Origin of the sequence: Sorangium sp. So ce131, from assembly GCF_051519095.1 — a bacterium.
GTDB lineage: Bacteria > Myxococcota_A > Polyangia > Polyangiales > Polyangiaceae > Sorangium.
The window spans coordinates 8,471,128-8,493,666 of the sequence record NZ_CP150455.1 but is presented as its reverse complement, the minus strand read 5'-3'; the positions used below and the strand labels follow the sequence as shown (position 1 = coordinate 8,493,666).

The window sequence follows — 22,539 nt, the reverse complement described above, 5'->3', positions numbered from 1 at the left end:
CCTGGTCGGACAAGACGGACGCATGTGCGGCGTGTCGATCGGGTGAGGCGTTTCCGGTTCCTGGCCACCCCGGCGCTCTGCCCGGCGACCGTCGCGGCGGCGCGCTGGAGGCCCGAACGCGCGCGCCCCTTCGGCGCCTGCTCTTCGGCAGACCCTCAATAGCAGCGTTCGTAAGAGCAGCAGACGTACACTGTCCACGGCCACTCGTACCACTGCGTGTCGTCGCTGCAGCTGCAGGACTCGGAGCAATAGCCGGTGGTGCAGGTCCCCGGTACCGCCTGGGCGCAGGCCCATGCCTGGTTGGACGACCTGTAACAGCCCGACCGCAACGGCTTGACGCAACCACCACCTCTCTGCGCCGAGGTGGACGCCTGGCTCTCCAGCGTCGGCGCGCCCTCGTTCTCCTGGCTGACCGGCTCGCCCGGTTCCTCCAGGAAGCCCTCCTCGACGAGGAGCGCGCGTGTCATGTCGAGCTCCGGCGTCGCTTCTGCGAGCGACGCCGCGCGGCCGTTCAGCGTGATCGACGCCTCGTGCTTCGATCGCGAGATCGTGAGATCGTGCCCGGGCAAGGCGAGCGCGATCTTGAGCGACTCGTTCGCGGCGTCCTTGACCGCGGACAAAGTCCCGAGCGCCTCTCCACGGTCCGAGAGGAGCGTGAGCTCGGCCATGTCCGCGCCGCCGCGGGCGGCGTAACGCACGACTCCGTGGCGCTGCAAGGACGCAGGCGCCTCCCGGACGCGCGCGAGATCGCCGTCTGCAACGGGCTCGTCCCCGGCGCTGCAGCCGACGAGAGCGTGTGTCACCGCGAGAGCGAGCAGGATCGATTGCATCTTCATGGGAAGCTCCTCAGGCGCGCAGGCGCCCGGCACGGCGCGCCAGCCGATGGGCGCATCGAAGAGCATCGAGGAGAGGTCATGCCCCTGGCGCGTGGCGCGCGCCCCATGCGCGCATCCCGCCGCCCAGGGGCCGCGGATGCACCCCGGGTCTCGCTCGTTGCCCTTGCCTCTCTGTACGCGGAGGGGCTTCAGCCTCTGACAAGGCCGGTGTCTTTTTTCGACGCGTGACCCAGGCTGGGTCCTGGAGGACGATCGCGCCGCGAGGTATTCCGACTTCTGTTGACGCTGACCGTCCCGGCCGCCTCGCCGCGAGCCCCGCTGCCAGGGCCAGCGGAGCGCACGATGGCCGTCGCGCGGCCTCAGTTCCGGTACTGCCCGAGCAGCAGGCCGGCGTCTGCGGCGCCGTCGGCCACGAAGCCCGCCATGAAGCGGGCGCCGGTCTCCTGGAAATGGGTGCCGTCGACCGAGCCGTCCGCGCGGACGAGGAAGAAGTCCCTGCCCGCGGCTTCACATCCGATCGTCCGGAGGTGGGCGAGCGTCCTCTCGTTGAGATCGATGACGGCCACGTGAAGCTCGCTCCCGAGCTCCCGCATCGCTTGCGAGTGCGCGGCCAGGCCGTTGCCGAACTCGTGGCTGTCCCCGGTGCACGAGCGCCGCGGGGGCGGCGTGACCAGCACCGGGATGGCGTCGCGCGCCTGCGCGCCCTCGATGTACTGCGTCAGGTACGATTTGAAGTCCGTCGCGGGATCCAGGTAATAGGGAATGGTGGCGCCGTCGTGCTCGTACGTGGCGTTCCTGTTGCTGTCGTTGGTACCGAACTGCACCAGGAAGTAGTCTCCGCGCTGGATCTCGTCGAGGACGTCGGCCAGCCGCCCCTCGTCGATGAACCGGCGCGCGGTCCGCCCCCCGATGGCCCGGTTCTCGATGTGCACGCGCGCGTCGAAGAACTCCCCCAGGAACTGGCCCCAGCCCGCCTGGTGAATGGGGCTGTTCGTGTAGGTCTGCACGGTGGAGTCCCCGGCGATGTAGACCGACACGTCCGGCAGCGGGGCGCTCCCGCCGCCGCCTCCCTCGTTCGCCGGGCCTCCGGCCGCGCCGCCGCCGTCGCCGCCTCCACCTGCGCCGCCAGCGCCCGTGCTGCTCGCGGAGGTGGTGCTCGCGGACGTGGTGCTGCTCGCGCCGTCCACGCCGCTGCTGCCGGTGCTGCTGCTGCTGTTGCTCTGCTCGGCGGGCGTGTCGCCGACGTCGGCCGCGTCGCAGCCCCCCGAAGCGAGGCCAATGAACGAGGAAGAGAGCACGATGGTCAAGAAGACGGGTCGCATGCGCATCACAGACTCCGGCGAGAAGACAGGTCAATCACGAGAGCGCCTCGGGGAACGCGCTCGCCGAGCGCGGGGATTATGATGATAGAACTTTCGTCCAGGCGAACGGGTCGCGAGACGACCGCCGAGCGCCGCCCCGCTTCGACCCGTGAGCTGGAGCGCCCTGGATCAATCACGGGTCGATCGAGTTTCTCGTGGAGCCGCGGCGCGATCGCGCCGGAAGATACTTTTTTGATGAGGAAGGAAATCGCTGCAGGCTGGTCGTATCCCCGCCTTCCTGTTCGAACCCGGCCGCCGGCGGGCGCCGCTCAGCTCTCGCCGGCGAGCGCGCGGGAGAGCGCGCGCAGGAGCGCGGCCCCGTCGCCCTCGTAGGCGCTGCCGTGCATGCAGGCGAGCACGCGGGGAGACGTGGCCGCGAGCTTCTCGAGGTGCTTGGGCGCGTCGCGGCCGTGGGCGTAGTAATCCATGGCGCGGCGCATCGCCTCGCTCGGCCCGAGGATGTCGTTGCGCGTGAGGGCGGGGTGGTCGGCGCCTGGCTGCGTGAGCAGGTCGCCGCAGAGCAGCGTCCCGGTCGACTCCTCGAACAGGTAGCCGCACTCCCAGCCGTGCGGCAGGTGGGGCGCGTCGAGCCAGCGCACGCGGCGCTGGCCCAGCGCGAGGACCTCGCCGTCGGCGAGCGCCCGCGGCGCGCGATCGAACAGGTCCGCGTCGACCATCGCGGCGACGCGCCCGCACACCGGCTCGGCCTGCGGGGCGGCGTCGAGCAGCGCGTTCATGGATCCGCACTCGTCCGCCTCGCAATGCGAGAACGCCGCGTACCGAAGCCGCTCGACGGGCATCACCCGCGTTATCGCGGCGCGCACCGCGGGAAAGAGGCTGCGCGGCCCCGTGTGGAAGAGGAGCGGCGCGTCGTCGATCACGAGGTACTGGTTGAACGAGAAAGCGGCCTTGCCAGTCCCGACCGGCGTGTGGATCTGGTACACCCCATCGGCCACCTCGGCGACCCGGGTGTCCCCCTGCAAATTCGTCATCTGCTTCTCCTCTCCAGCCGCGCCGGGCCGCTGCGCCGGGCGCCGCCCCCGCACGGTATCACGGCGCGCGGCCGCGGCGCGTCCGGCCGCCTACGCGCCGGCGAACCGCTCGCGGAACGCCCCGTAGTTCGGCCGATCCTGCCCGCGGTCGTACACCGCGAACACCACCCGCGCGAAGGCGCCGCGGAAGCGCGGGTGCTCGAGCCATCGGGCGAAGACGTCGGCGACCTCGCGCGGGTCGTTGCGGAAGACGCCGCATCCCCACGCGCCGAGGAGCAGGCAGCGGTGCCCGTGCGCGCCGGCCGCGGCGAGCACGAGGCCCGCGCGGCGCTCCAGGGTCGCGCGGATCTCCCCATCCAGCGACTCGTCCCGCTGGATCGCCTCTCCGGCGTTCGGCGCCGGCGCGGTGATGAGCGACAGATCGAAGGGACGCTCCAGCAGCGCGAGCTGCTCGTCCCGGATGAACGGCACGTCCGGCGAGTAGATGAGATGATCGGTGTACAGCAGCGTCCCTGACGCGCGGTTCTGATCGTAGTACTCGCGGTGCTCGGTCAGGCACGCGTACAGCGCGGAGCACCGCGCGAGGTCCTCTTCCTGGGCCTTGGCCCCGCGCAGGAACCCGCCCCCCGGGTTCTTTGCGGACGCGAAGTTGAGGGCCACGACGCGCGTCTCGCCCTCCTTCTGGACCAGCCGCCGCCCCGCCGCCCCCGTGGTCTCGTCGGTCACCTCGATCCGGAGCGGCTGCGCGAGGCGCTCCGTGGGCTCCCACGCGTCGAGCGATCCGGGCCGGTACAGGACGGTGCCTTTGACGGCGGCGCGCACGCCGTCGCGGATGCGGACCGTCGCGCCCGAGGGCGCGACGTACTCTCCCCGGTTCAGGATCTGCACGGTCTCGGTGGCGACGCCGGTGAGCTTCATGGTCGAAGGATCCACAAGCGGCGCCGGAACGTCCAGCGCCACGCGCGCCCGGACCGCGCGTTCGCGCGCGGAATCACCCTGGATGTGCCGTGCGCCGCAGCCGGTCGCTCGTGTGCGCCGCAGCCGGTCGCTCGTGTGCACCGCAGCCGGTGGCTCGGCCGCGACCGCCCCGCCGGCGCGCGATGAAGCGTCATCGGCGCACGGCGAAGCGTCAGCGCCGCACGGCGAACAGCGCCCACCGCCCGTCGCGGGCGACGAGCTCGATCCGCTCGTGCGCGAGCAGCGCGGCCGAGGGCGAGCGGAGGAGCACGTAGTCGAACCGCGCGAGCTCCGGGTGGCTCAGCCAGTTCTGGCCGAGCCCGGGCATCGGGTTCCTTCCGCCCACATACTGGACGATGTTGATGCCGTAGCCGGCGAAGGAGTGGTTCGGCAAGCCGCCGTGGCGCACGGTGGCGATCTCCTGGAGCGAGCGGAGCGGCTTGACCGGGAACGCCGCCGTCGCCCCCCACGCGTCGAGGGGAGCGAGCAGCGTCTGCCCCCGAGAGAGCCTGTCGATGAGCCGGGAGGCCCCGACCGTCTCCTCGTGGAAGGCCATGAAGCGCTCGCAGAGGTGGAGGAGGAGGAGGCCGCTGCCGATCGCCGTCGAGGCGAGCAGGCCCGCCTTCAACACGGGGCGCGCCGGCAGGCTCCAGGCGAAGGTGAAGAGCAGCGCCGAAACCCACGGATGCCGGTTGTTGATGCCCTCGACGCCGAGGCAATACGAGGGGAGGAGGAGGTAACAGGCCACGTTCGCGAGCGCGAGGACGGCGAAGGGGTTCGGGACGTGGTACCGGGCGAGCGGGGAAGGGGAATCGGGCGCCTCGTGCGGCCGGTCGGGCGTGGCGGCGGCGCCGGCGAGGACGAGGAGCGCAAAGAGGAGCACGTACGCGGTCGAGATGGGGAGGAGGACCCCGACGAACTCGAGGAGCTGTCCCGCGTTCTCGAGGAAGGGGGGCCACGCCGCGACCGGCCCCGGCGCTCCGCCGCCGGAGGGCTTCGCGAGCACCATCGTGGCCATCCAGATCGCGAACAGGACGAGCGACGGCGCGGCCGGGAGCAGCGCCCTCCACCGCGCCCGCGGCCCCGGGGCGCGAGAGAGCGCCCAGAGCAGCGCGAAGTCGAGGAGGAGCTGCGCGAACGCGAGCGCGTGCCACAGGAACAGGGCGACCGCGACGGCGGCCAGGCCGGCGCCGAGGCGCGGCGACGGGCGGTCGAGCCAGCGCACCGCGATCGCGAGGCCCAGCACGAGGAGGGGAGGAGCCGTCGCGAACGCGAAGAAGCCTCCGCTCACCCAGTACGAGTGGACGAGGGGGAAGACGAGGAGCACGCACCAGCGATCTCTGCGGAGGACGCGCAGGAGGTGGATCGAGGCGGCAGGGAGGGCGATGGCGTAGAGGGTCAGGAGGATCTTGCCGGCGATCTCGATGGAGGTCACGGCGGCGAGCAGCCGCATGACGACGAGCGGCAGGAGGAGAGGGGAGAGGGGCCAGCCGATCGTGTAGGTGCCGTGGAAGGGCGAGGAGGGATCGCGGTAGTCCTGGAACGCGCGGACGAACGTCAGGAAGGGGGGGTAATCCATCATGGGGAGCAGATCGGTCAGCCAGAAGGGCAGCGCTGAGAGCAGCGTCAGCGCGAAGACCGTCGCTCCGTAGGCGAGATCGGCCCGGGAGAGGCGCGCGGGAGGGGGTGGGAGCGCGTCAGGGGGGGCCGTCATGGAGGGGAGAGTTTACATGAAAAAGTGAGGCCACGAGGATTGGTAACGGTCTGGAACCAGGCGCTCCCACGTCTTTCGTCTTTCGTCTTTCGTCTTTCGTGCTCGTCCTCGTGATCGTGATCGTGATCGATATAATTGAGGGAAGCCATGCTCTCGGATCTGTAGAGGATTCTAGTGGTTGAGAAAGGGACGATTCTGGGCCGAGCAAGAGCAAGTCGCAGCAAGCCCGATCACGATCACGATCACGAGGACGAGCACGAGGGAGGGGAGACGAAAGACGGGAGACGAAAGACGGGAGACGAAAGACGGGAGACGAAAGACGGGCGAATTCGCGAGCTCCCCACCGCGAATCCTCTCTCCTCTCCCTCCCTCGTCCTCCGCGGACCCCACGGGCCACTCATCACTTCGCGAGCTTCATCACTCGCCCTGGATCCGTATTGTTGATCCAGTACACGCTCGTCTCATCCACCGCGATCTCCCAGACCGCCTCCTGCCCTTCCGCGATCGTCTCCGCGATCCCCCCCTCGATCGGCACGCGCCTCACCACCCCCTCCTCCGGCGACGTCCAGTAGACATGCTCCCCATCCACCGCCACGCTCCGCAGGTCGTACCCCTCCTCCGCGAGCAGCTCGTCGTCCCTTCCCTCCACCGTGGCTCGGCGGATCGCGTCAGGCGCATCCGCCCAGTAGACGTACCCCGCGTCGACCGCGATCCCCCACGGCTCGTACTGCCCTGCCGCGATCTCCTCCACCTCGCCTCCGTCGAGCGGAACCCTCCTCACCGCGTCCTGCCCCGACAGCCGAACCGTCCAGTAAACATACCCCGCGTCCACCGCGATCCCGAACGGGTCCTCTTGATCGCTGACGAGCGTCACCACCTCGCCCCCCTCGATCGGCACCTTGCTGATCTCGTTCACCTGGGGATCGGTCCAGTAGACGTGCGTCGCGTCCACCGCCAGCGCGGCCGGCCTCGGCGTGAGCAAGGTCGGCCTCGACGGATCGGTGAGCAGCTCGGGATCACCCTCCCCGTCGCTCCTCGCCCGGTACACCTGACCATCGGAATCGTCGGACCAGTAGACGTACTGCCCGCCCACCGCGATCGCCCACGGCCTGGATGCGCCGTCCGACGCCAGCAAGGTCGGCTCGCCCCCGTCCTTGGGGACGGACATCACGAAGCCGCCGAAGTGGTTGGTCCAGTACACGCGCGCCGCGTCCACCACGACGTCGCCCGCGTGCCGGAACCCGTCCGCGAGCACGAACGGCTGGCACCGCGACGCCTCGCAGTCGCCGCCCTGGCAGCTGTGGCCGCACGCGCCGCAGTGGAGCGGGTCGGCCGCCGTGTCGACACACTCCCCCGCGCAGTACAACTCGCCGGACGGGCATACGCACGCGCCGTCCTCACATACCCCGCCCCCGCCGCAGGGCGTCTCGTCCTCGGCCGGCGCGAGCCCGCAGACGTTGCCGTCGCACACCGCGACCTCGCACGCCGCGCCGCCGGGGCACTCGTCCGCCGAGGTGCACGGCCCCGGCGGCGCGCCGCCCGAGCCTCCGCCGGAGGCGCTCCCTCCGCCGCCGGCCGCGCCCTGGCCGCCTGCGCCGGCCGCGCCCTGGCCGCCCGCGCCGCCCTGACCGTCGACGACCTCGTAGTAGTCCTTGTCCCCTCCGATGAGGGTCGTGCAGGCCGGCGAGAGCACGAGGCCCGCGGCGATCATCCAGCGCACGTGCAACACCTCCATGTCACCAGGCTCCCCGCACCTCGAGCGCGGCGCCGCCCGGGCCGAACGGCGCCACGCCCGCGGCCACCCACGCCCCGCCGGACGCCCCCGTGCTCGCGGGCTCCGGCTCGGTCAACAGCAGCACCGCCGCGGCGCCGGCCCCCGCGATGCCCACCGCGAAGCCGATCGTGCTGGCGAGCCCCAGCGACTTCATCGCGTCGGCCGCCGCCATGCCGTCGGCGTCGCACGCCGTGCCGGCGCAGCGCTCGTCGACGACGCCCTTCTTCTGGATCGCGAGCGCGCCGGTCACGCCGCCCACCGCGAGCCCCACGAGCCCCAGCCCTCCCGCGACGTAGACCGCGGCGCGGCGCCCGCCCGCGCCGGTGTCGGGCGCCTTCGCGGCGGGCGGCGCCATCGCCGCCGCGCCGCCGGCCCCTCTCTTCTCCTCGACCGCCGGCTTCTCCGGGGGCGGCACCTCCGGCGGGCGCTGGCGGGGCAGGGGCGGCATCACCTCGAGCGTTACGGTCTTCTTCTCGCGCTTGTCGACGCGCACGAGGAGCTCCAGCGCGGGCCCTCCGGGCGCCTGCGCCTTGATCGCGTGCTCTCCCGGATCCACCGGCACCGAGGCGCCGATGGCCTCGCGCGGGAGGACCTGGCCGTCGCGCTCGACCACCACGTCGGCCGGCGCGCCCGGCGACAGCGCCAGCTTGAGCTCGGGCACGTCGCGCGCGAGCGCCGCCCGCTGGGCGCGCGCGCTCCGCTCGCGATCGCCCTGGCTGCGACGCTGCTGCGGCGTGAGCGTCGGGTAGAGCGCGAGGTACTCGTCGAACCGGGCGATCGCCGTCGCCAGCCGGCCCCGCAGCGCCTCGCACTCCGCCAGCGTGAACAGCGTCCCGGGCCGCGGATCCAGCGCGTGGCTCTGCGCGATCTCGGGGCAGCCTTGCTCGAAGCGCCCCGCCTCCATGTGCGCGACGCCCCGATCGAACGCGGCCTGGGCGGGATCGGGCTCCGCCGAGGCCGCGCCTGCGGCGGCGAGCGCGCTCGAGAAGCATGCGACGGAGAGGGCGTATCGCGCGGTGTTCATCGGGCGCTCGGGGAATGGCGTGGTCGAGGGGCTGGCCGGATCGGCGCGGCGGCGAGCCTACCTCAGTCGCGCGTCCACCTCTTCCTCTTCGTCGACGCCGGACCGCTCGGAGGCGGCTGCGCGCCCGGCGCCGCGGAGGCGGCGCCGCTCGCCGCGGACGCCGCGGAGGTGGCGCCGCTCGCCGCGGACGCCGCGGAGGCTGCGCTGCTCGCCGCCGGCGCCGCGGGGGCGGCGTCGCCTGCCGCGGGCGCCGCCGCCTCCGCGGCGCCCGCGGCGCCCATCGGCGCGATGCTGGGCGTCGCGCCTGGCGTCGGCTGCAGCTCCACCGCCGTCGCGCGCGCCCCGGCGCCCGGCGCGTCGCCTGCCGCCGGCGCCTGCCCGCGGCCCGCCTGCGTCGCGTAGACGACGGCGCCGAGCAGCCCGCCCACGCCGAGCGCCAGCGCAAGGCCCGCGACCCGCCCCACCCGCGGGCGCGCGCTCGCCGCGGCCTCGCCGCGCGAGGCGCCCGGGGGCAGCGGCGTCTTGTCGGCGTCGCGCCGCGAGCGCGACGGCGACGGCGCCTGGATCGGCGTGCCGGCGGGCACGGACGCGACCGTGGCGCCCGTCTCGAGATCGGCCAGCCACGCCGGCATCCTGCCGACGCTCGGCGGGGGCGCGATCTCCAGCGCCTCGGCGAGCGCGCGCACCGCGGCGCTCGCCGCCTGGAACCGCGCGCCCGGCTGCAGCGCGGTGGCCCTGTCGAACCACGCGTCGAACGCCGGCGGCAGCGCCACGCCCTGCTCGGCGGCCCGCGCGCTCGCCGGCTCGGGCTTCCCGCGCGACGCCGCGGTGAGGATCGCGAGCAGGTTGCCGGTCTTCTCCTCCTTCGCCCAGTACGACGCGCCGACGAGCAGCGTGTACGCCACCATGCCGAGCGCATACACGTCCGTCGCGCCGCTCACCGCGGCCCCGTCGAACTGCTCGGGCGCCATGTAGAGCGGCGTGCCCACGCCGTGCGTCGCGCGCCCGACGCTCGAGCGCTCCGCGAGCAGCTTGGCGATGCCGAAATCGAGCACCTTGACGCGCGGCAGCCCGTCCTCGCGCTGCGTGACGAAGATGTTCTCGGGCTTGAGATCGCGGTGCACGATCGAGGCCTTGTGCGTCTTGTCGAGCGCCAGCGCCACCTGGTGGAGGTACGTCACGACCTCGGCCTTCGAGAGCCTGCCGAGGCGCTCGACGCGGTGATCGAGGTCCTCGCCGCGCAGGAGCTCCATCACGAGGAACGGCATCCGCGTCTGCTCGTCGACGCCCGCGTCGAAGACCTCCACGATGAACTCGCTCTCGATCTCCGCGGCGATCTTCGCCTCGCGCTGGAACCGCTCGCGGAGGTCCGGGCTCTCGAAGAGCGTCGGGTGCATGATCTTGAGGGCGCGCCGCCGGTTCGTCTCGAGGTGCACCGCCTCGTACACCGCGCCCATGCCCCCGACCCCGATGACGCGGCCGAGCCGGTACCGCCCGGCGAACAGGGTCCCTTCCTCGAGCGCGAACGACATCAGCGCCCACCCCTCGCGCCGCGAGCGCGCCCCGCGGCGGCCGCGCGTCGCCTCCGTCCATGCCCCGGCATGGGCGCCACGATTTTCCGGTCGCGCCGGGCCGTCAAGCGCCCCGGCGCGGACCGGCGCGGCGGTGGCGCACGTCGGCGGCCCGTGGGACGATGGCGCCCGATGCCCGAGGTCGATCTCAGCGTCCAGCGCTACTCGGCCGAGGTGATCGCGCACCGGCACGCGCACCACCAGCTCGTGCTCCCCGTCGAGGGGGCGCTCTCGCTCTCGGTGGGCGGGCGCGAGCTCCGGGCGGCGGGGCTCTCGGGCGTGCTCGTGCCGGGCGAGGCGCGCCACGCCTTCGCCGCGCCGGACCCGAACCGCTTCCTCGTCATCGACGTCCCGCCCGCCGCCGCCGAGTCGCTCGGCGCCGCGCCGTGGATCGAGCGCGCCGCGGGCGGCCCGATCGCGCTGGACGGCGCCGCGGCGCTCCTCGTCCGCGCCGCCGCGGCCGAGCTCGACGCCGGCGGCTCCGCGGCGCTGCGCCGGCAGTGGGCGGGGCTGCTCGTGCTCACGCTGGTCGAGCGCGCCGGCCGCGCGCCGGGCCGCGAGCCCGCGAAGCTCCGCCGCGCGCTCCGCTTCATCGAGGAGCACGCGCACGAGCCGCTCACGGTCGCGGACGTCGCTGCCCGGGCGGAGCTGAGCCCGGGGCACCTCCACCACCTGTTCCGCGCCGTGCTGGGGACGACGGTGCAGGCGCGCATCGCGGAGCTGCGCCTCGCGCGCGCGACCGAGCTGCTCTCCCGCACCGATCTCGGGATCGCCGAGATCGCCCTCCGCTGCGGCTACGCCGATCAGAGCTGCCTGACGCGCAGCCTGCGGCGCCGCCACGGCGTGACCCCGGCGGCCCTGCGCCGCGCGGCCCGCGCCGCGAGGCCGGGCGGTCCCGGGCGCGGCGGCGGGTGACCGGGGGGCCGCGACCCGAGCCCTGGCACAGCGGAGCGGAGCCTCGGCCAAGACCGCGGCGGGCCTGCGTTGCACCCTCCGCGGCATGTCCGACACGACCTCCGCCACGCGCTCCTCGCGGCGGGCCGCCGCGCTGGCGGGCGCCCTGGCCATCGCGCTCTGGGGCAGCCTGGCGCTGCTCTCGACCTCGGTGCGGCGCCTGCCGCCGCTCCAGGTGCTCGCCTCCACGTTCGCCGTCGCGGCGCTGCTCGGCGGGGCGCGGATCGCGCGCCGCGGGCGGGGTGGCCTCCGCGCGCTGCGCCAGCCGCTGGCCGGCTGGCTGCTCGGCGTGGGCGGCCTGTTCGGTTACCACGCCCTCTACTTCTACGCGCTCTCCGCCGCGCCGCCCGTGCAGGTCAGCCTCATCGCGTACCTGTGGCCGCTGCTCATCGTCCTGCTGTCCGCGGCGCTGCCCGGCGGCCGCCTTCGCGCGAGGCACGTGGTCGGGTCGCTGCTCGGGCTCGCGGGCGTCTGGGCCGTCCTCACCGCCGGGGACACCGGCAGCCTCAGCGCCGCGCACGCGCCCGGCTACCTCGCCGCGCTCGGCTGCGCGCTCCTCTGGTCGGCGTACTCGGTGCTCCAGCGCCGCTTCGCCGAGGTCCCGGCCGAGGCGCTCGCCGGCACCTGCGCCGCCACGGCCGCCCTGGGCCTCGCCGGCCACCTCGCGCTGGAGCGCACGGTCGTGCCCACGGCCGGCGAGGCGCTCGGCCTGCTCGCGCTCGGCCTCGGCCCCCTCGGCGCCGCGTTCTTCGCGTGGGATCACGCGACCAAACACGGCGACCTGCCGCTGCTCGGGGTGCTCTCCTACGCCGCGCCGGTGCTCTCGACGCTCCTGCTCTGCCTCGCCGGCCGCGCCGAGGCGAGCCCCCAGCTCTTCGCCGCCTGCGCCCTCGTGACCGCCGGCGGCCTGGCGGCGACGGCCCGCTCCGCGCCCCGGCCCCGCCCCGGACGAGAGGATGATTGGTTGCATTGACAACTAATACGGTCGTGCCATGATTCCCTCGCGATGCGCGATCAGTTCACGGCCGAAGGGGCGATCGTCCTCGACAACGCGTTCGGCTACTGGGTGGCGCGCGTGTACCTCGCCAGCCGCGCCGAGATGTACCGGCGCTTCCGTGCCCACGGCGTCGAGATCACGCCCGAGCAGTGGATGGTGCTCGTCCGGCTGTGGGAGCAGGAGGGCGTCACGCAGACGCACCTCGCCGGCCGCACGTTCCGGGACGTGCCCACGATGAGCCGGATCCTGGCCCTGATGGAGCGGGACGGCCTCGTCGCGCGCCGTGAGGACCCGACCGACCGGCGCGCCCGTCTCGTCTACCTCACGGCGCGCGGGCGTCACCTGCAGAAGGCGCTGTCGAGCGAGGCCAGGGCCATGGTGGGCGAGCTGCTCTCCGGGATCCCGGAGGACGACCTCCTCGTCACCCGCCGCACCCTCCAGCGCATCCTCGCGAACATCGAGCCCGAGCGCTGACCGCGGCCCCGCCCCCGACCTTCGGTCCCTTCTCGCTCAATTGCTTGTATTGACAACTAACCAGGAGACACCGCCATGCCCCAGCCTGCTTCCTCCCCGCATTTCCCTGCCCACACGCTCGACACCGCGCCTCGGCCGGCCCGCCCCGTGCTGGAGCGGACCGCGCGCAAGTTCGGCTTCGTCCCGCTCCCTTCCGCCCGCTTCGCGACCTCGCCGCTCCTGGTCCGCGCGTTCGACGATCTCCTCTCGCTCTTCGAGGAGGCGACGCTCTCGCCCGTGGAGCGCGAGGTGCTGGTGATGGTGGTCGCCGGCCACAACGGCTGCGATCTCTGCCGCGACATGCACCGCGGCCTGCTCCTGCGCGCGGGCGCCCCGCCCGCCGTCGCCGCGGCTTTGTTCGAGCGGCGCCCGGTGCCTGACGCGCGGCTCCAGGCGCTCGCCGTGTTCACCGAGGCGACGCTCCGCGCGCGGGGCGAGGTCTCCGACGCCGAGCTCGACGCCTTCGTCCAGGCGGGCTTCACCCCCGAGCAGGCCCTCGAGGTGATCGTCGGCATCGGCACCTACACGCTGTCCACCTTCGCCAACCGCATGACCCGCACCCACACGCTTCGTTGAGCGCCGCTCCCCGGTCCCGAGGAGACCGCAGGCCCCCTGGGAGGGAGGCTGCCGCGCGCGGCCTCCCTCCCAGGGGGCCGCTCAGCCCGGCTCACCCCGCGCCGCGCGCTCGACTCCTCCTAGGGCAGCTCGTCGCTCAGGAGCCCTGCCTTCGCGCTCGGCGTCGCGAACACCTCGTGCACCTCGCCCTCCGGCGCCCACAACCCCGCGCACATCAAGGCTCCCCCCGTGATCTCGGGCTGCGCCGCCGCCCCCCCCACCGCGCGCGCGTGCACGTCGTCCGCGTGAACGCTCACGTTCACATGGACGCGCGGATCCGCCCCCGCGCGCCGCCCCAGCGCCTCGTGCAGCGCCGACGCGACCCCGAGCGCCGCGCGCCGCGCCCGCCGCTCCTCGCCCGCCTCGGCCGGCAAGAGGCGCACGCCGAGCACCTCGTTGCCGGTGGTCGAGGCCAGGATGAACCCCGCGCGCGAGAGGTGTGACTCCGCCATGTCGAGCACCTGCCCGACGTCGGCCGTCAGCGCGTCGTCGATCTCGTCGGCGCCGCCGCGCGTCTTGATCTCCAGGTACACCGCCACCCCCGGCACCGCCGGATCGACCCCGCTTTGCACGCCCGACGCGGGCCCGCCGATCGCCTCCCGCAGCGCCCGCATCAGCTCCTCGACCGAGCCGAACCGCCGCTCCCGCCGCTTCTCCATGCACCGCAGCACCACCGCGTCGAGCTCGAGGGGGAGCGGCACCCGGAGGCTCGGCGGCAGCGGCGGCTCCTCCAGGTGCTTGCGCACCATCTCATCCATGTCGTGTGTGAGGAAGGGTAACCTCCCCACCAGCATGCGATGGAGGAGCACGCCGAGCGCATAGACATCCACCCGCGCGTCGATGTGCCCGCCCAGGATCTGCTCGGGCGCCATGATCGACGGCGTCCCGGGCATTCGCCCCGCCGTGGTCAGCCACGTTGAGCCCTCCTCGGGCCCCATCAGCTTGGCGATGCCGAAGTCGAGCAGCTTCACGGTGCGGGGCTGGCCCGTGCAGATGAAGATGTTGCTCGCCTTGACGTCCCGGTGGACTATCCCGGCCGCGTGCGCCGCCCCGAGCCCGGCGCAGATGGGCTCGAACAGCTCCAGCACCTCGCGCGGCGGGAGCCGCGTCTCGGCCCGGATCAGCGCGTCCAGCGTCTGCCCCACGAGGCGCTCCATGACATAGAAGGGCTGATGGCCGTTCAGCTCACCGACTTCGTAAATTTCTACGATGCTCGGGTGGGAGATCGACTGCAGCGCCTCGATCTCGCGCGCGAACCGCTCGACCACACGGCGGGAGTGGGCCACCGCCTCGCTGAGGACCTTCACGGCGGCCGGCTTCCCTGAACGGGTGTGCCTCGCCGAGTAGACAACGCCGCAGCCCCCGCGCGCGATGAACCCTTCGAGGATGTACTCGCCGGCCAGGGTGCCGGGCGGCAGCTCGCCCCGCGCGGCGGCGCGCTCGCCCTCCGAAAACGGCCTCGTCTCGTCCTCTCTCGTCATCTCTCCTCGTCGCGCGGCGCGTCAGCGCGCCGCCCCGCGCGTGTCAGCGCGCCGCCCCGCGATTCTGTTTCCGCTTCCGCCTATGAGAAAGAGATTTGATAAAAGAATATATGCAGAAATATTTCCTGGTGGTAACTTAAAGTTTGCCACCACCCGACTCTGGAATGCTGGGACCCATTGCCGAAAGGGGGACCATGATGGTTCTTTGCTGTGCTCGGACTGTAGCCCTCCTCGCAGTACCTCTGGTTACTACCGCCTGCATTGGAGCCGAAGTCGACGAAGAACCGGACGAGTTCCTAGCGGAGGCCGAAGGGGCGGCCACCTCTACGAACAGCTTGTTTGCCAACAAGATGGTGTTAAACGCCCTCACGCAGACGGCGCTGACGCCGCTCACCCTCAGTCAGCAGGCGCTGACCCCGGGCACCCTCCCCTCGAGCGCGCGTGCGGCCATCCAGAATCCTGGAACAGACGGTACCCTGTCAAGGGAGCTCTTGAAGTACGTGGTCGGCTGCGCGCTCAGGTCCGACCAGTCGTTCTCGTTCTCGTGGACCGACAGCAGCGGGGTCGTCCACACGGAAACATACGCCGGCCACCTCGGGATGGCGGACTGGTGGGCCTACGGTCCGCTGGCCGATTCCTTCTACCAGCGCTGGATCTCCGCGTGCCTCGCCGCGCGCACGAACTTCTACGGCGTCTCCGTGAACCTCTCCCTGCGCGGCAGCCAGACGTCGCTGGCCTCGTCCTCCACGGAGCGCTCATCCTACCCGACGAGGGAGGGCGCGTTCTGGGGCAACCTGTTCAGCTCGACGCCGTTCCTGCGCTCCTGCCACTCGCCCCCGGGCGTCACCCGTGCGCGGAGTTTGCAGCGTGACTGTGCGGCAGGTCACCTTGCTACCGACCCCGCCACCGGGGCGACGGTCACGCAGGCGTGTGGTCCTATCGCGCTCGCGGGCTCGTGCGATACGCTCTGCGCGACCGTGGCCAGCGACGGCAGCTACAGCAAATGTCTCGAGAATCCCGCGATCTCGTCCTCGGCGCGCACGGAAGTGGTGATCACCTCGTTCCTGCCCCCGTAGGGGCGGCGATGCGCTCCGAGGCCCTGCGGGGAGAGGCGCCGGACGGCGGGCCCTTCGAAGGCCGGCGCTGCCCGTCCTGCGGGCGGCGGAACCAGGGCGCGTGCCCGGACTGCCCCGCGCTCGACCCGCCGCCGCCCGACGAGGCGAGCCCGCCGGACATCACCGACGTCGTCGCCGTCTCGCTGCCCCGCTTCCCCGGCTACTGGACGTCCAGGATCCTCGGGCGGGGCGGCTTCGGCACCGTGTACGAGGCCGAGCCCGAGGGCGGCGGGGCGCCCGTGGCCATCAAGGTCGCGCGCGCCGACCGCCGCGGGGCAGGGCCGCGCCTCCAGCGCGAGATCGAGGCGCTCCTCGCCGTGGGCGCCCCCTGCGTGCCGGCCGTGCTCGCCTCGGGCGCGCTGGACGACGGCTCGCCGTACGTGGTGCTCACGCGCGTCTCGGCGCCGACGCTCGCCGCCCGCCTCGCCGCCCGCCCGGGGCCGCGGCTCGAGGAGGCCGCGCAGCTCGGCCTGGCGACGCTCGCGGCCCTCGAGGTCGTCCACGCGCGCGGGTACGTGCACTGCGACCTCAAGCCCGAGAACCTCTTCGCCGACGGCGCGGGGGCGGCGACCCTCATCGACCTCGGCATCGCCCGCGTGGTCGGGCGGCGCGGCGGCGTGGACGACGAGGAGCTCGCCCTGGGGACGGCCGAGTACATGGCCCCCGAGCAGTCCGCCGGGCGCGCCGACCTCGACGCGCGCGCGGACATCTATGCGATGGGCGTCATCCTGTACGAGCTCTTCGCGGGGCGGCCGCCGTTCTGGGGGCCGCGCGCGGCGGTGCTCGAGGACCACCGGAGCCGCAGGCCCCCGCGCCTGTCGGCCCGCGCGGCCGTGCCGCGGGCGATCGAGGAGGTGGTGCACCGCTGCCTCGCCAAGGACCGGAGCGAGCGGTTCGAGAGCGCCACCGACCTCCGCCGCGCCCTGGAGCGCGCGCTCGGGGACGAGCTCGAGGCGGGCGAGCGAGACGGGACCCAGGCCGCGGGCGGCGCCGAGCGCCGCGCCGTGGGGCTCCTGTTCTTCGAGGGCGCCGCGGATCGCATGGCCGTGCAGCGGCGGATCCGGGCGCTCGGCGGCGAGCTCGCGCACGCCTCGGGCGCGCGTTACGCGGCGGTCTTCGGCCACGAGGGCGCGGCGAGCCCCGCGCGCCACGCGCAGCGCGCGGCCGACGAGCTCCTGCGCGCGGGGCTGTGCGCGCGGGTGCTGATCGATCTCGCGCCCGTCTCGGTCCAGGTCCGCCCGGGCGGCGCGCGGCGCTTCCTGAGCCCGCTCTTCTCGCGCCCCGAGCGGTGGCCGGCCGCCTCCGGGCCGCCCGGGCCGTTCCTCACGCCCGCGGCGAAGGCCGCGCTCCCCGAGGCGCCCTTCGCCGCGCCGGACGAGCTCCCGCGCGAGCCGGAGCCGCGGCCCGACGACGAGGCGCGGGAGGCGACGCTCCCCGGCGCGTTCATCGGCCGCCGGGAGATCCTCGAGCACCTCCTCCACGACGCCGGGGAGGCGATCCGCCGGAGGCTGCCCACCGTCGTGTCCGTGGTCGGCGAGCCGGGGTACGGGAAGAGCCGCCTCTTCCACGAGCTCGGCAAGAAGCTCCGGGAGCTCTTCCCCGAGGCCAGGGTGATCGATCTCCGCGGGCAGGAGCCCACGAGCGGCGCCGAGGACGCGACGCTGCAAGAGCTCGTGCGCGAGGCGCTCGACGTCCCCGACGCGCCCCCGGAGAGCGGCGTCCGCGCGGTGATCGAGGAGCGGCTCGGCCCGGCGCTCGGGGAGGAGCTCGGCTCGGGGCTGGCCATGGCGCTCGGGTGGGTGGACGAGCGGACGGGCAGCGAGGTGTTCCCCGAGATCGAGGCGCTCAAGGCCGCGCCGGGCGCGCTGCGCTCGGCGCGCGTGCGCGCGGCCGGCGAGTGCCTGCGGCGGTGCGCGGCCTCCGCGCCGGTCCTCGTCCTCCTCGACGACGCGCAGTTCGCGCACGACGCGACGCTCGCCGCGCTCGAGTACGCGGCGCTCGCCGACGGGCCGGTCCCGGTGTGGATCTGCGCGATGGGGCGCCCGGCGTTCGCCGAGGCGCACCCGTCCTGGGGCGAGCGGGCGGCGCGGCGCGAGGTCGTCCGGCTCGATCCGCTGGACGCCGAGAGCGCGCGGGCGCTGTGCCGGCGGCTGCTCCTGCCGGCGCGGGACGTGCCGGAGCAGGCGATCGATCGGCTGCTCGAGCGCTCGCAGCGCGTGCCGCTCCTGCTCGTGGAGCTCGTGCACGGGCTCAAGCGCGAGGGGATCCTGCGCCGGCACCCGCGCGGCGACGCGTGGTACCTGGCGACCGACGAGCTCGATCGCCTGCCCATGCTGCCGCAGCTCGATCCGCTCGCGCAGGGGGAGATCGCGGCGCTCGGGCCGGCGCTCGGCGCCCACGCGCGGCTCGTCGCGCTGCTCGGCGCCGAGGTGTCGCTCGACGAGATCGCGGGCGTGCTGGACCACCTCGACCGGCGCGGCGAGGGCGCGGCCTTCCCGCTCGACGCGCGGGTCGGGACCGAGCGGCTGCTCAAGGCCGGCGTGCTGGTGTCCGACCGGAAGGGCCGGCTCGGCTTCCGGCACGCGCTCGTGCGCGAGGCGATCGCGCAGGGCGTCGCCGAGGCCGAGCGGCGGCGGATCCACCTCGCGGCGTACGAGCACCACCGGCAAGCGGCGCACGAGAGCCGGGAGCAGCGGCGGTTCAAGATCGCGTACCACGCGGCCGAGGCGGGGCTCGCGGACGTCGCGGAGGAGGCTTACCTGGAGCTCGCGGAGCGGGCGCGGGCGCGCCACGCCTACGTCGAGGCGGAGCTCCACTACAGCCGCGCGCTCGCGCAGCCGGCCGCGGGGGGCGACGCGCGGCGGAGGGCGGCGTACCGGGGCCGGGGGCTGATGCGCTACCGGCTCGGCCGCTACCACGACGCGCTCGGCGATCTCGAGCGCGCGCGTGCGATGGCGGCCCTCGCGGGCGACAGGATCGAGCAGATCGAGCTCCTGCTCGACGAGGCGACGGCGCTCGACTGGATGAACGAGTACGGGCGATCGAAGGAGCGCGTGGAGCAGGCCAGGGCGCTCGTGCAGGGGGAGCTGCCGCCGGCGCTCACGGCGCGCCTGTCGATGGGCGAGGCGCGCTCGCTGCTGCGCGAGGGCCGAGAGGACGCGGCGGCGCCGCCGCTGGAGACCGCCGCGGCGCAGGCCGAGGCCGTGGGCGACGACGGCTACGAGACGCTGGTGATCTCGCTGCTCCTGCTCGGCTACGTCTATCCCGGGCTGGGCAAGCTCGACGAGGCCGGCGCCGTCCTGGAGCGGGCGATCCGGATGTGCGAGGCGCGCGGCGACCTCCTGCACCTCGGGTCCGCCATCAACAGCCGGGCGCTCCTGCGCGCGTGCGTCGGGGATCACGAGGGCATGATCCTGGACACGTGCCGTCTGCTCGCGATCTCGCGCGAGCTGGGCCTCGGCGCGATGGAGCTCGCGGGGGAGTTCAACCTCGGCGAGCACCTCTACATGACGGGCAACCTGGACATCGCGATGCCGCACGTGGAGCGGGCCGTGTCCCTCGAGCGCCAGCAGCGGGGGGAGGAGGCGCGGCCGGTCGTGCAGCTCCTCCTGGCGAGGCTGCTCCTCTACCGGGGCGATGAGGGGAGGGCGCGGGAGATCATCGAGGCGATCCGGAGCCAGCAGGCCAAGGCCGCTGCGGAGGGGCGCGGGGACATGGAGATGTCGCCCGCGGAAGAGGTGCAGTGTTCGATGATCGACCTGGCGACGCGGGACGCGGGCGACGACGCGTGGGACGAGCTCGAGGCGCGGTCGGCGCGCTTCTTCGCGGGGCAGGAGCAGATCGAGGTCATCGAGGCGCGGGCGATGGCGCGCGCGCGGCGCGGTCGCCACGCCGAGGCGCAGGCGGCGCTCGCGCGGGCGATCGAGGCGGCCGGGAGGATCCCCAACGTGATGCAGGAGCGGCTCGAGCGGCAGCGAGCGAGCTAGCGCCGCGCCCGACGCACGACACGGGCGGTCACGCGCCCCTCCTCCGGCGCGCGATCAGGAGCGCGCCGGCGAGCAGCGCGAGCCACGGGGCCGGCGCGCGCCCGGAGAGGGCGCTCGCGCCGCCCGCGGCGCGGCAGCCGCAGCTGCCGTCGCCCGCGAACCCGCCGCCGCTGCCCGCCGCCGCGGCCTGGCTCACGCTCGTGCTCGCCGCCGCCGCGCCGCCGCCGCCGCCGCTGCCGCTGCCTTCGGGACAACCCTGGTTCGAGAGCGGACCGGCCTCGAGCGGGCAGTCGTCGTACATGTCGCTCACGAAGTCGTTGTCGTCGTCCGTGTCGCAGGCGTCGCCCGCCGTGTCGTCGTCCGTGTCGGTCTGATCGGGGTTCTGGGTCGTGCGGCAGTTGTCGCAGGCGTTGCCCACCTTGTCGTCGTCGACGTCGGTCTGCTCCGGATTGGAGAGGCCAAGGCAGTTGTCCTCCTCGTCGTGCACGCCGTCGGCGTCGGCGTCGATGAAATCCTCGTCGCAGGCGTCGCCCACGCCGTCGTCGTCCGCGTCGGCCTGGCCCGGATTGGCCACCTGAGGACAGTTGTCGTCATCGTTGATGACACCGTCCATGTCGTCGTCGATGTCGCACGCGTCGCCGTGGCCGTTCATGTCGCTGTCGCTCTGATCGGGGTTCGCCGTCCGAGGGCAGTTGTCGGCGCCGTCGAGATCTCCGTCGTTGTCGTCGTCCGGGTCGCACGCGTCGCCGTCGCCGTCTCCGTCGTTGTCGGTCTGGCGCGGGTTGGCCGCGCCGGGGCAGTTGTCGGCGCCGTCGGGGCGACCGTCGTTGTCGTCGTCCGGGTCGCAGGCGTCGCCCGCTCGGTCTCCGTCGAGGTCCTCCTGGAACGGGTTCGCCGTCATCGGGCAGTTGTCGCCCGCGAGCACGCCGTCGCCGTCGAAATCGATCTGCCCGGGCGTCGCGGCGGCGCACGCGGCCCAGGTCGACGACCAGGGCTCGCTGGTCTCGACCGCGCCCGTCACCCCGCTCCCCCCGCTCGCGATCTGGGCGCCCTCGGTGAAGTCCTTCCGGCAGCTCCCGCCGCTGCTCGACAGCGGCACGTGAAGGGCGACGTCGTCCGGCGCGTCGTCCGGATAAGCGGTCGACGCGGTCCCGGGATCCGGGCCGTCGACCGAGACCCCCGTCTTGTCGACAGGGAGGTTCGGCCCCCCCGTACCGTAAAAGACGTAATCGACGTCCTTCACGAGGTCGCTCACGCCGTCCCAATAAAAGAGGATGAGACACTCATGGTCGTTCGTGAGCCCGCGCGTCTCTCCCACCGATCCCGGGAGCGCTGGCAGCATGTCGGGCACGGCGGCGGCCGATTTGCTCTCGCCCGCGCCGAAGGTGCCTGCATTGTAGATCTCGTACGTGGGCAGCGAGCCCCAGCCGCCGAACGTCCTCGTCTCCTCGCACCCCATGCGAAAACACGCGGCGCCCGCGAGCGAGACGGTCTGGATCTCGCCGGGGCCGATCTCGGCGCCGGCCGGGAAGCGCACCAGGAAATCGTTCGTGTTCGGGAGCGTGGCGGCGGCCGCCGCGACGAGCTGGTAATAAGCCCTGTAATCAGCGAGGTAGTAGTCCGACAGATCGACAGGGGCGCTTCCTGGATTGTAGATCTCGACGAACTCCGCCGACGCCGGGTGGACCACGAGCTCCGTGAGCAGGAGCTTCGCCGGGCTCGACACCCGCGCGCGCATGCGGCCGTGGCGCGCGTCGAGCTCCAGCGTGACGACCTGACCGGCCGCCGCGCTGAACGCGCCGTCCGACGAGTCCTGGGGGTCGTAGCTCCAGCCGTCCGCCCCGAGCTTCGTGCTCCACGGGCCCTGCGCCGCGAACTTGAAGAGCGCGCCGGAGAGCGCCGTCCGGGCCGCGAAGCGGTAGGTGTGGACGCCGTCGCCCGCGACGGCGTCGCCGCGGAGGCCGTCGTCGCGCGCGACCGTGAGGGTGGATTCCGGGTTCCAGTCGGCGTCGCCTACAGCTCCCTGCCAGTTTCCGACGGCGACCCACACCTGAGTCGACCCGTCCACCTTGGTGGACGCGCTGCGCGAGTCCGAGGCGGACTCGTTCGCCGGCCTGAACCCCTCCGCGGTGCGATCGCGCGTGTCGTAGTAGAAGGTGACCTGGTAAGGTGCTGTCCCGCCGGCCAGCGTGAAGCGGAGGTTTTCGCCCGTGGCCGTGCCCACGCCGCCGTCGCCGAGATCGATGCCGTTCCGCGAGACCCGGTACTCGACGGCGCCCTGCGCCGCGAACGAGACCGCCGCCGTGAAGATCCCGTCGCCGGCCGCCGCGTCCGGCGCGGCGCCGTCGTCGCGCAGGGCGACGCCGCGCCGCGGGTCCCACGCGCCGAGCTCTGCGGCGGAGCCGGTCACGGTGGGCAAGGCGAGCGCCGTCGAGGGGAGGAGCAAAAGGCAAGTGAAGCTGATACCGACAGAGGAACGGTGTCGTCGCACGGGGCCACCTCGGTGCCGGGACGGAATATCCGGACAAGTGAACCCTAGCGCAGGACGGACAAACAACGAAGTCACAAAGCGGGAGATCAATTCAGCGCTCATGAGGCGCCCTCTCGCACCTCCATCGACTCGCGCTGAGCCCCGCGTTCAGCCGCGGC

At 73.4% G+C, this 22,539-nt stretch carries 16 protein-coding genes; 6 read left to right on the top strand and 10 right to left on the bottom strand.

Annotated elements, in window-relative coordinates; genetic code table 11:
* Positions 1-155: 155 nt before the first annotated feature.
* The 8 genes from WMF43_RS30775 to WMF43_RS30740 all read right to left on the bottom strand — a co-directional run bounded on the left by WMF43_RS30775 (position 156) and on the right by WMF43_RS30740 (position 10,190).
* A complete protein-coding gene (locus WMF43_RS30775; protein ID WP_437670125.1) occupies positions 156-836 on the bottom strand; it encodes a hypothetical protein in 681 nt (226 codons plus the stop codon).
* Positions 837-1,195: 359 nt separating this feature from the next.
* Positions 1,196-2,164 carry a rhamnogalacturonan acetylesterase gene (locus WMF43_RS30770; protein WP_437670123.1) on the bottom strand — a complete coding sequence of 323 codons (969 nt, stop codon included), beginning with the start codon at positions 2,162-2,164 and terminating at the stop codon, positions 1,196-1,198.
* Between the two features lie 302 nt (positions 2,165-2,466).
* Entirely contained in the window at positions 2,467-3,189 is a 723-nt protein-coding gene (locus WMF43_RS30765) for an MBL fold metallo-hydrolase (protein ID WP_437670121.1), read from the bottom strand.
* Between the two features lie 90 nt (positions 3,190-3,279).
* Positions 3,280-4,107 carry a TIGR02452 family protein gene (locus tag WMF43_RS30760; RefSeq protein ID WP_437670120.1) on the bottom strand — a complete coding sequence of 276 codons (828 nt, stop codon included), beginning with the start codon at positions 4,105-4,107 and terminating at the stop codon, positions 3,280-3,282.
* 211 nt (positions 4,108-4,318) lie between these two features.
* Positions 4,319-5,860, bottom strand: coding sequence for a hypothetical protein (locus WMF43_RS30755; RefSeq protein WP_437670118.1), 1,542 nt, complete (start codon positions 5,858-5,860; stop codon positions 4,319-4,321).
* Between the two features lie 400 nt (positions 5,861-6,260).
* Positions 6,261-7,595 (bottom strand): hypothetical protein, encoded by a 1,335-nt coding sequence (locus WMF43_RS30750; protein ID WP_437670116.1) that lies wholly within the window; start codon positions 7,593-7,595, stop codon positions 6,261-6,263.
* 1 nt (position 7,596) lies between these two features.
* Positions 7,597-8,658, bottom strand: a complete 1,062-nt coding sequence (locus tag WMF43_RS30745; protein WP_437670114.1) for a tetratricopeptide repeat protein — start codon at positions 8,656-8,658, stop codon at positions 7,597-7,599.
* Positions 8,659-8,720: 62 nt separating this feature from the next.
* On the bottom strand, positions 8,721-10,190 hold the full coding sequence (locus tag WMF43_RS30740; RefSeq protein WP_437670112.1) for a serine/threonine-protein kinase: 1,470 nt from the start codon (positions 10,188-10,190) through the stop codon (positions 8,721-8,723).
* A 171-nt stretch (positions 10,191-10,361) separates the two neighbouring features.
* On the opposite strand from WMF43_RS30740, the gene WMF43_RS30735 reads away from it, so the two are divergent.
* The 4 genes from WMF43_RS30735 to WMF43_RS30720 all read left to right on the top strand — a co-directional run bounded on the left by WMF43_RS30735 (position 10,362) and on the right by WMF43_RS30720 (position 13,269).
* Positions 10,362-11,144, top strand: coding sequence for a helix-turn-helix domain-containing protein (locus tag WMF43_RS30735; RefSeq protein WP_437670110.1), 783 nt, complete (start codon positions 10,362-10,364; stop codon positions 11,142-11,144).
* A gap of 85 nt (positions 11,145-11,229) precedes the next feature.
* On the top strand, positions 11,230-12,156 hold the full coding sequence (yddG, locus tag WMF43_RS30730) for an aromatic amino acid exporter YddG (protein ID WP_437670108.1): 927 nt from the start codon (positions 11,230-11,232) through the stop codon (positions 12,154-12,156).
* Between the two features lie 33 nt (positions 12,157-12,189).
* The gene (locus WMF43_RS30725) at positions 12,190-12,654 is read left to right on the top strand and encodes a MarR family winged helix-turn-helix transcriptional regulator (protein WP_437670106.1); all 465 of its coding nucleotides are present in this window, start codon (positions 12,190-12,192) and stop codon (positions 12,652-12,654) included.
* A 75-nt stretch (positions 12,655-12,729) separates the two neighbouring features.
* Positions 12,730-13,269 carry a carboxymuconolactone decarboxylase family protein gene (locus WMF43_RS30720; RefSeq protein ID WP_437670105.1) on the top strand — a complete coding sequence of 180 codons (540 nt, stop codon included), beginning with the start codon at positions 12,730-12,732 and terminating at the stop codon, positions 13,267-13,269.
* A 119-nt stretch (positions 13,270-13,388) separates the two neighbouring features.
* On the opposite strand, the gene WMF43_RS30715 is transcribed toward WMF43_RS30720, so the two are convergent.
* A complete protein-coding gene (locus WMF43_RS30715) occupies positions 13,389-14,789 on the bottom strand; it encodes a serine/threonine-protein kinase (protein WP_437670104.1) in 1,401 nt (466 codons plus the stop codon).
* A 350-nt stretch (positions 14,790-15,139) separates the two neighbouring features.
* On the opposite strand from WMF43_RS30715, the gene WMF43_RS30710 reads away from it, so the two are divergent.
* Together WMF43_RS30710 and WMF43_RS30705 are read left to right on the top strand one after the other, a co-directional pair.
* Positions 15,140-15,865 carry a hypothetical protein gene (locus tag WMF43_RS30710; RefSeq protein WP_437670102.1) on the top strand — a complete coding sequence of 242 codons (726 nt, stop codon included), beginning with the start codon at positions 15,140-15,142 and terminating at the stop codon, positions 15,863-15,865.
* Between the two features lie 8 nt (positions 15,866-15,873).
* Positions 15,874-19,890, top strand: a complete 4,017-nt coding sequence (locus WMF43_RS30705) for a protein kinase domain-containing protein (RefSeq protein WP_437670100.1) — start codon at positions 15,874-15,876, stop codon at positions 19,888-19,890.
* 28 nt (positions 19,891-19,918) lie between these two features.
* Here the strand turns inward: WMF43_RS30705 and WMF43_RS30700 are convergent, their stop codons facing one another.
* Positions 19,919-22,336, bottom strand: coding sequence for a thrombospondin type 3 repeat-containing protein (locus WMF43_RS30700; RefSeq protein WP_437670097.1), 2,418 nt, complete (start codon positions 22,334-22,336; stop codon positions 19,919-19,921).
* Positions 22,337-22,539: the final 203 nt, after the last annotated feature.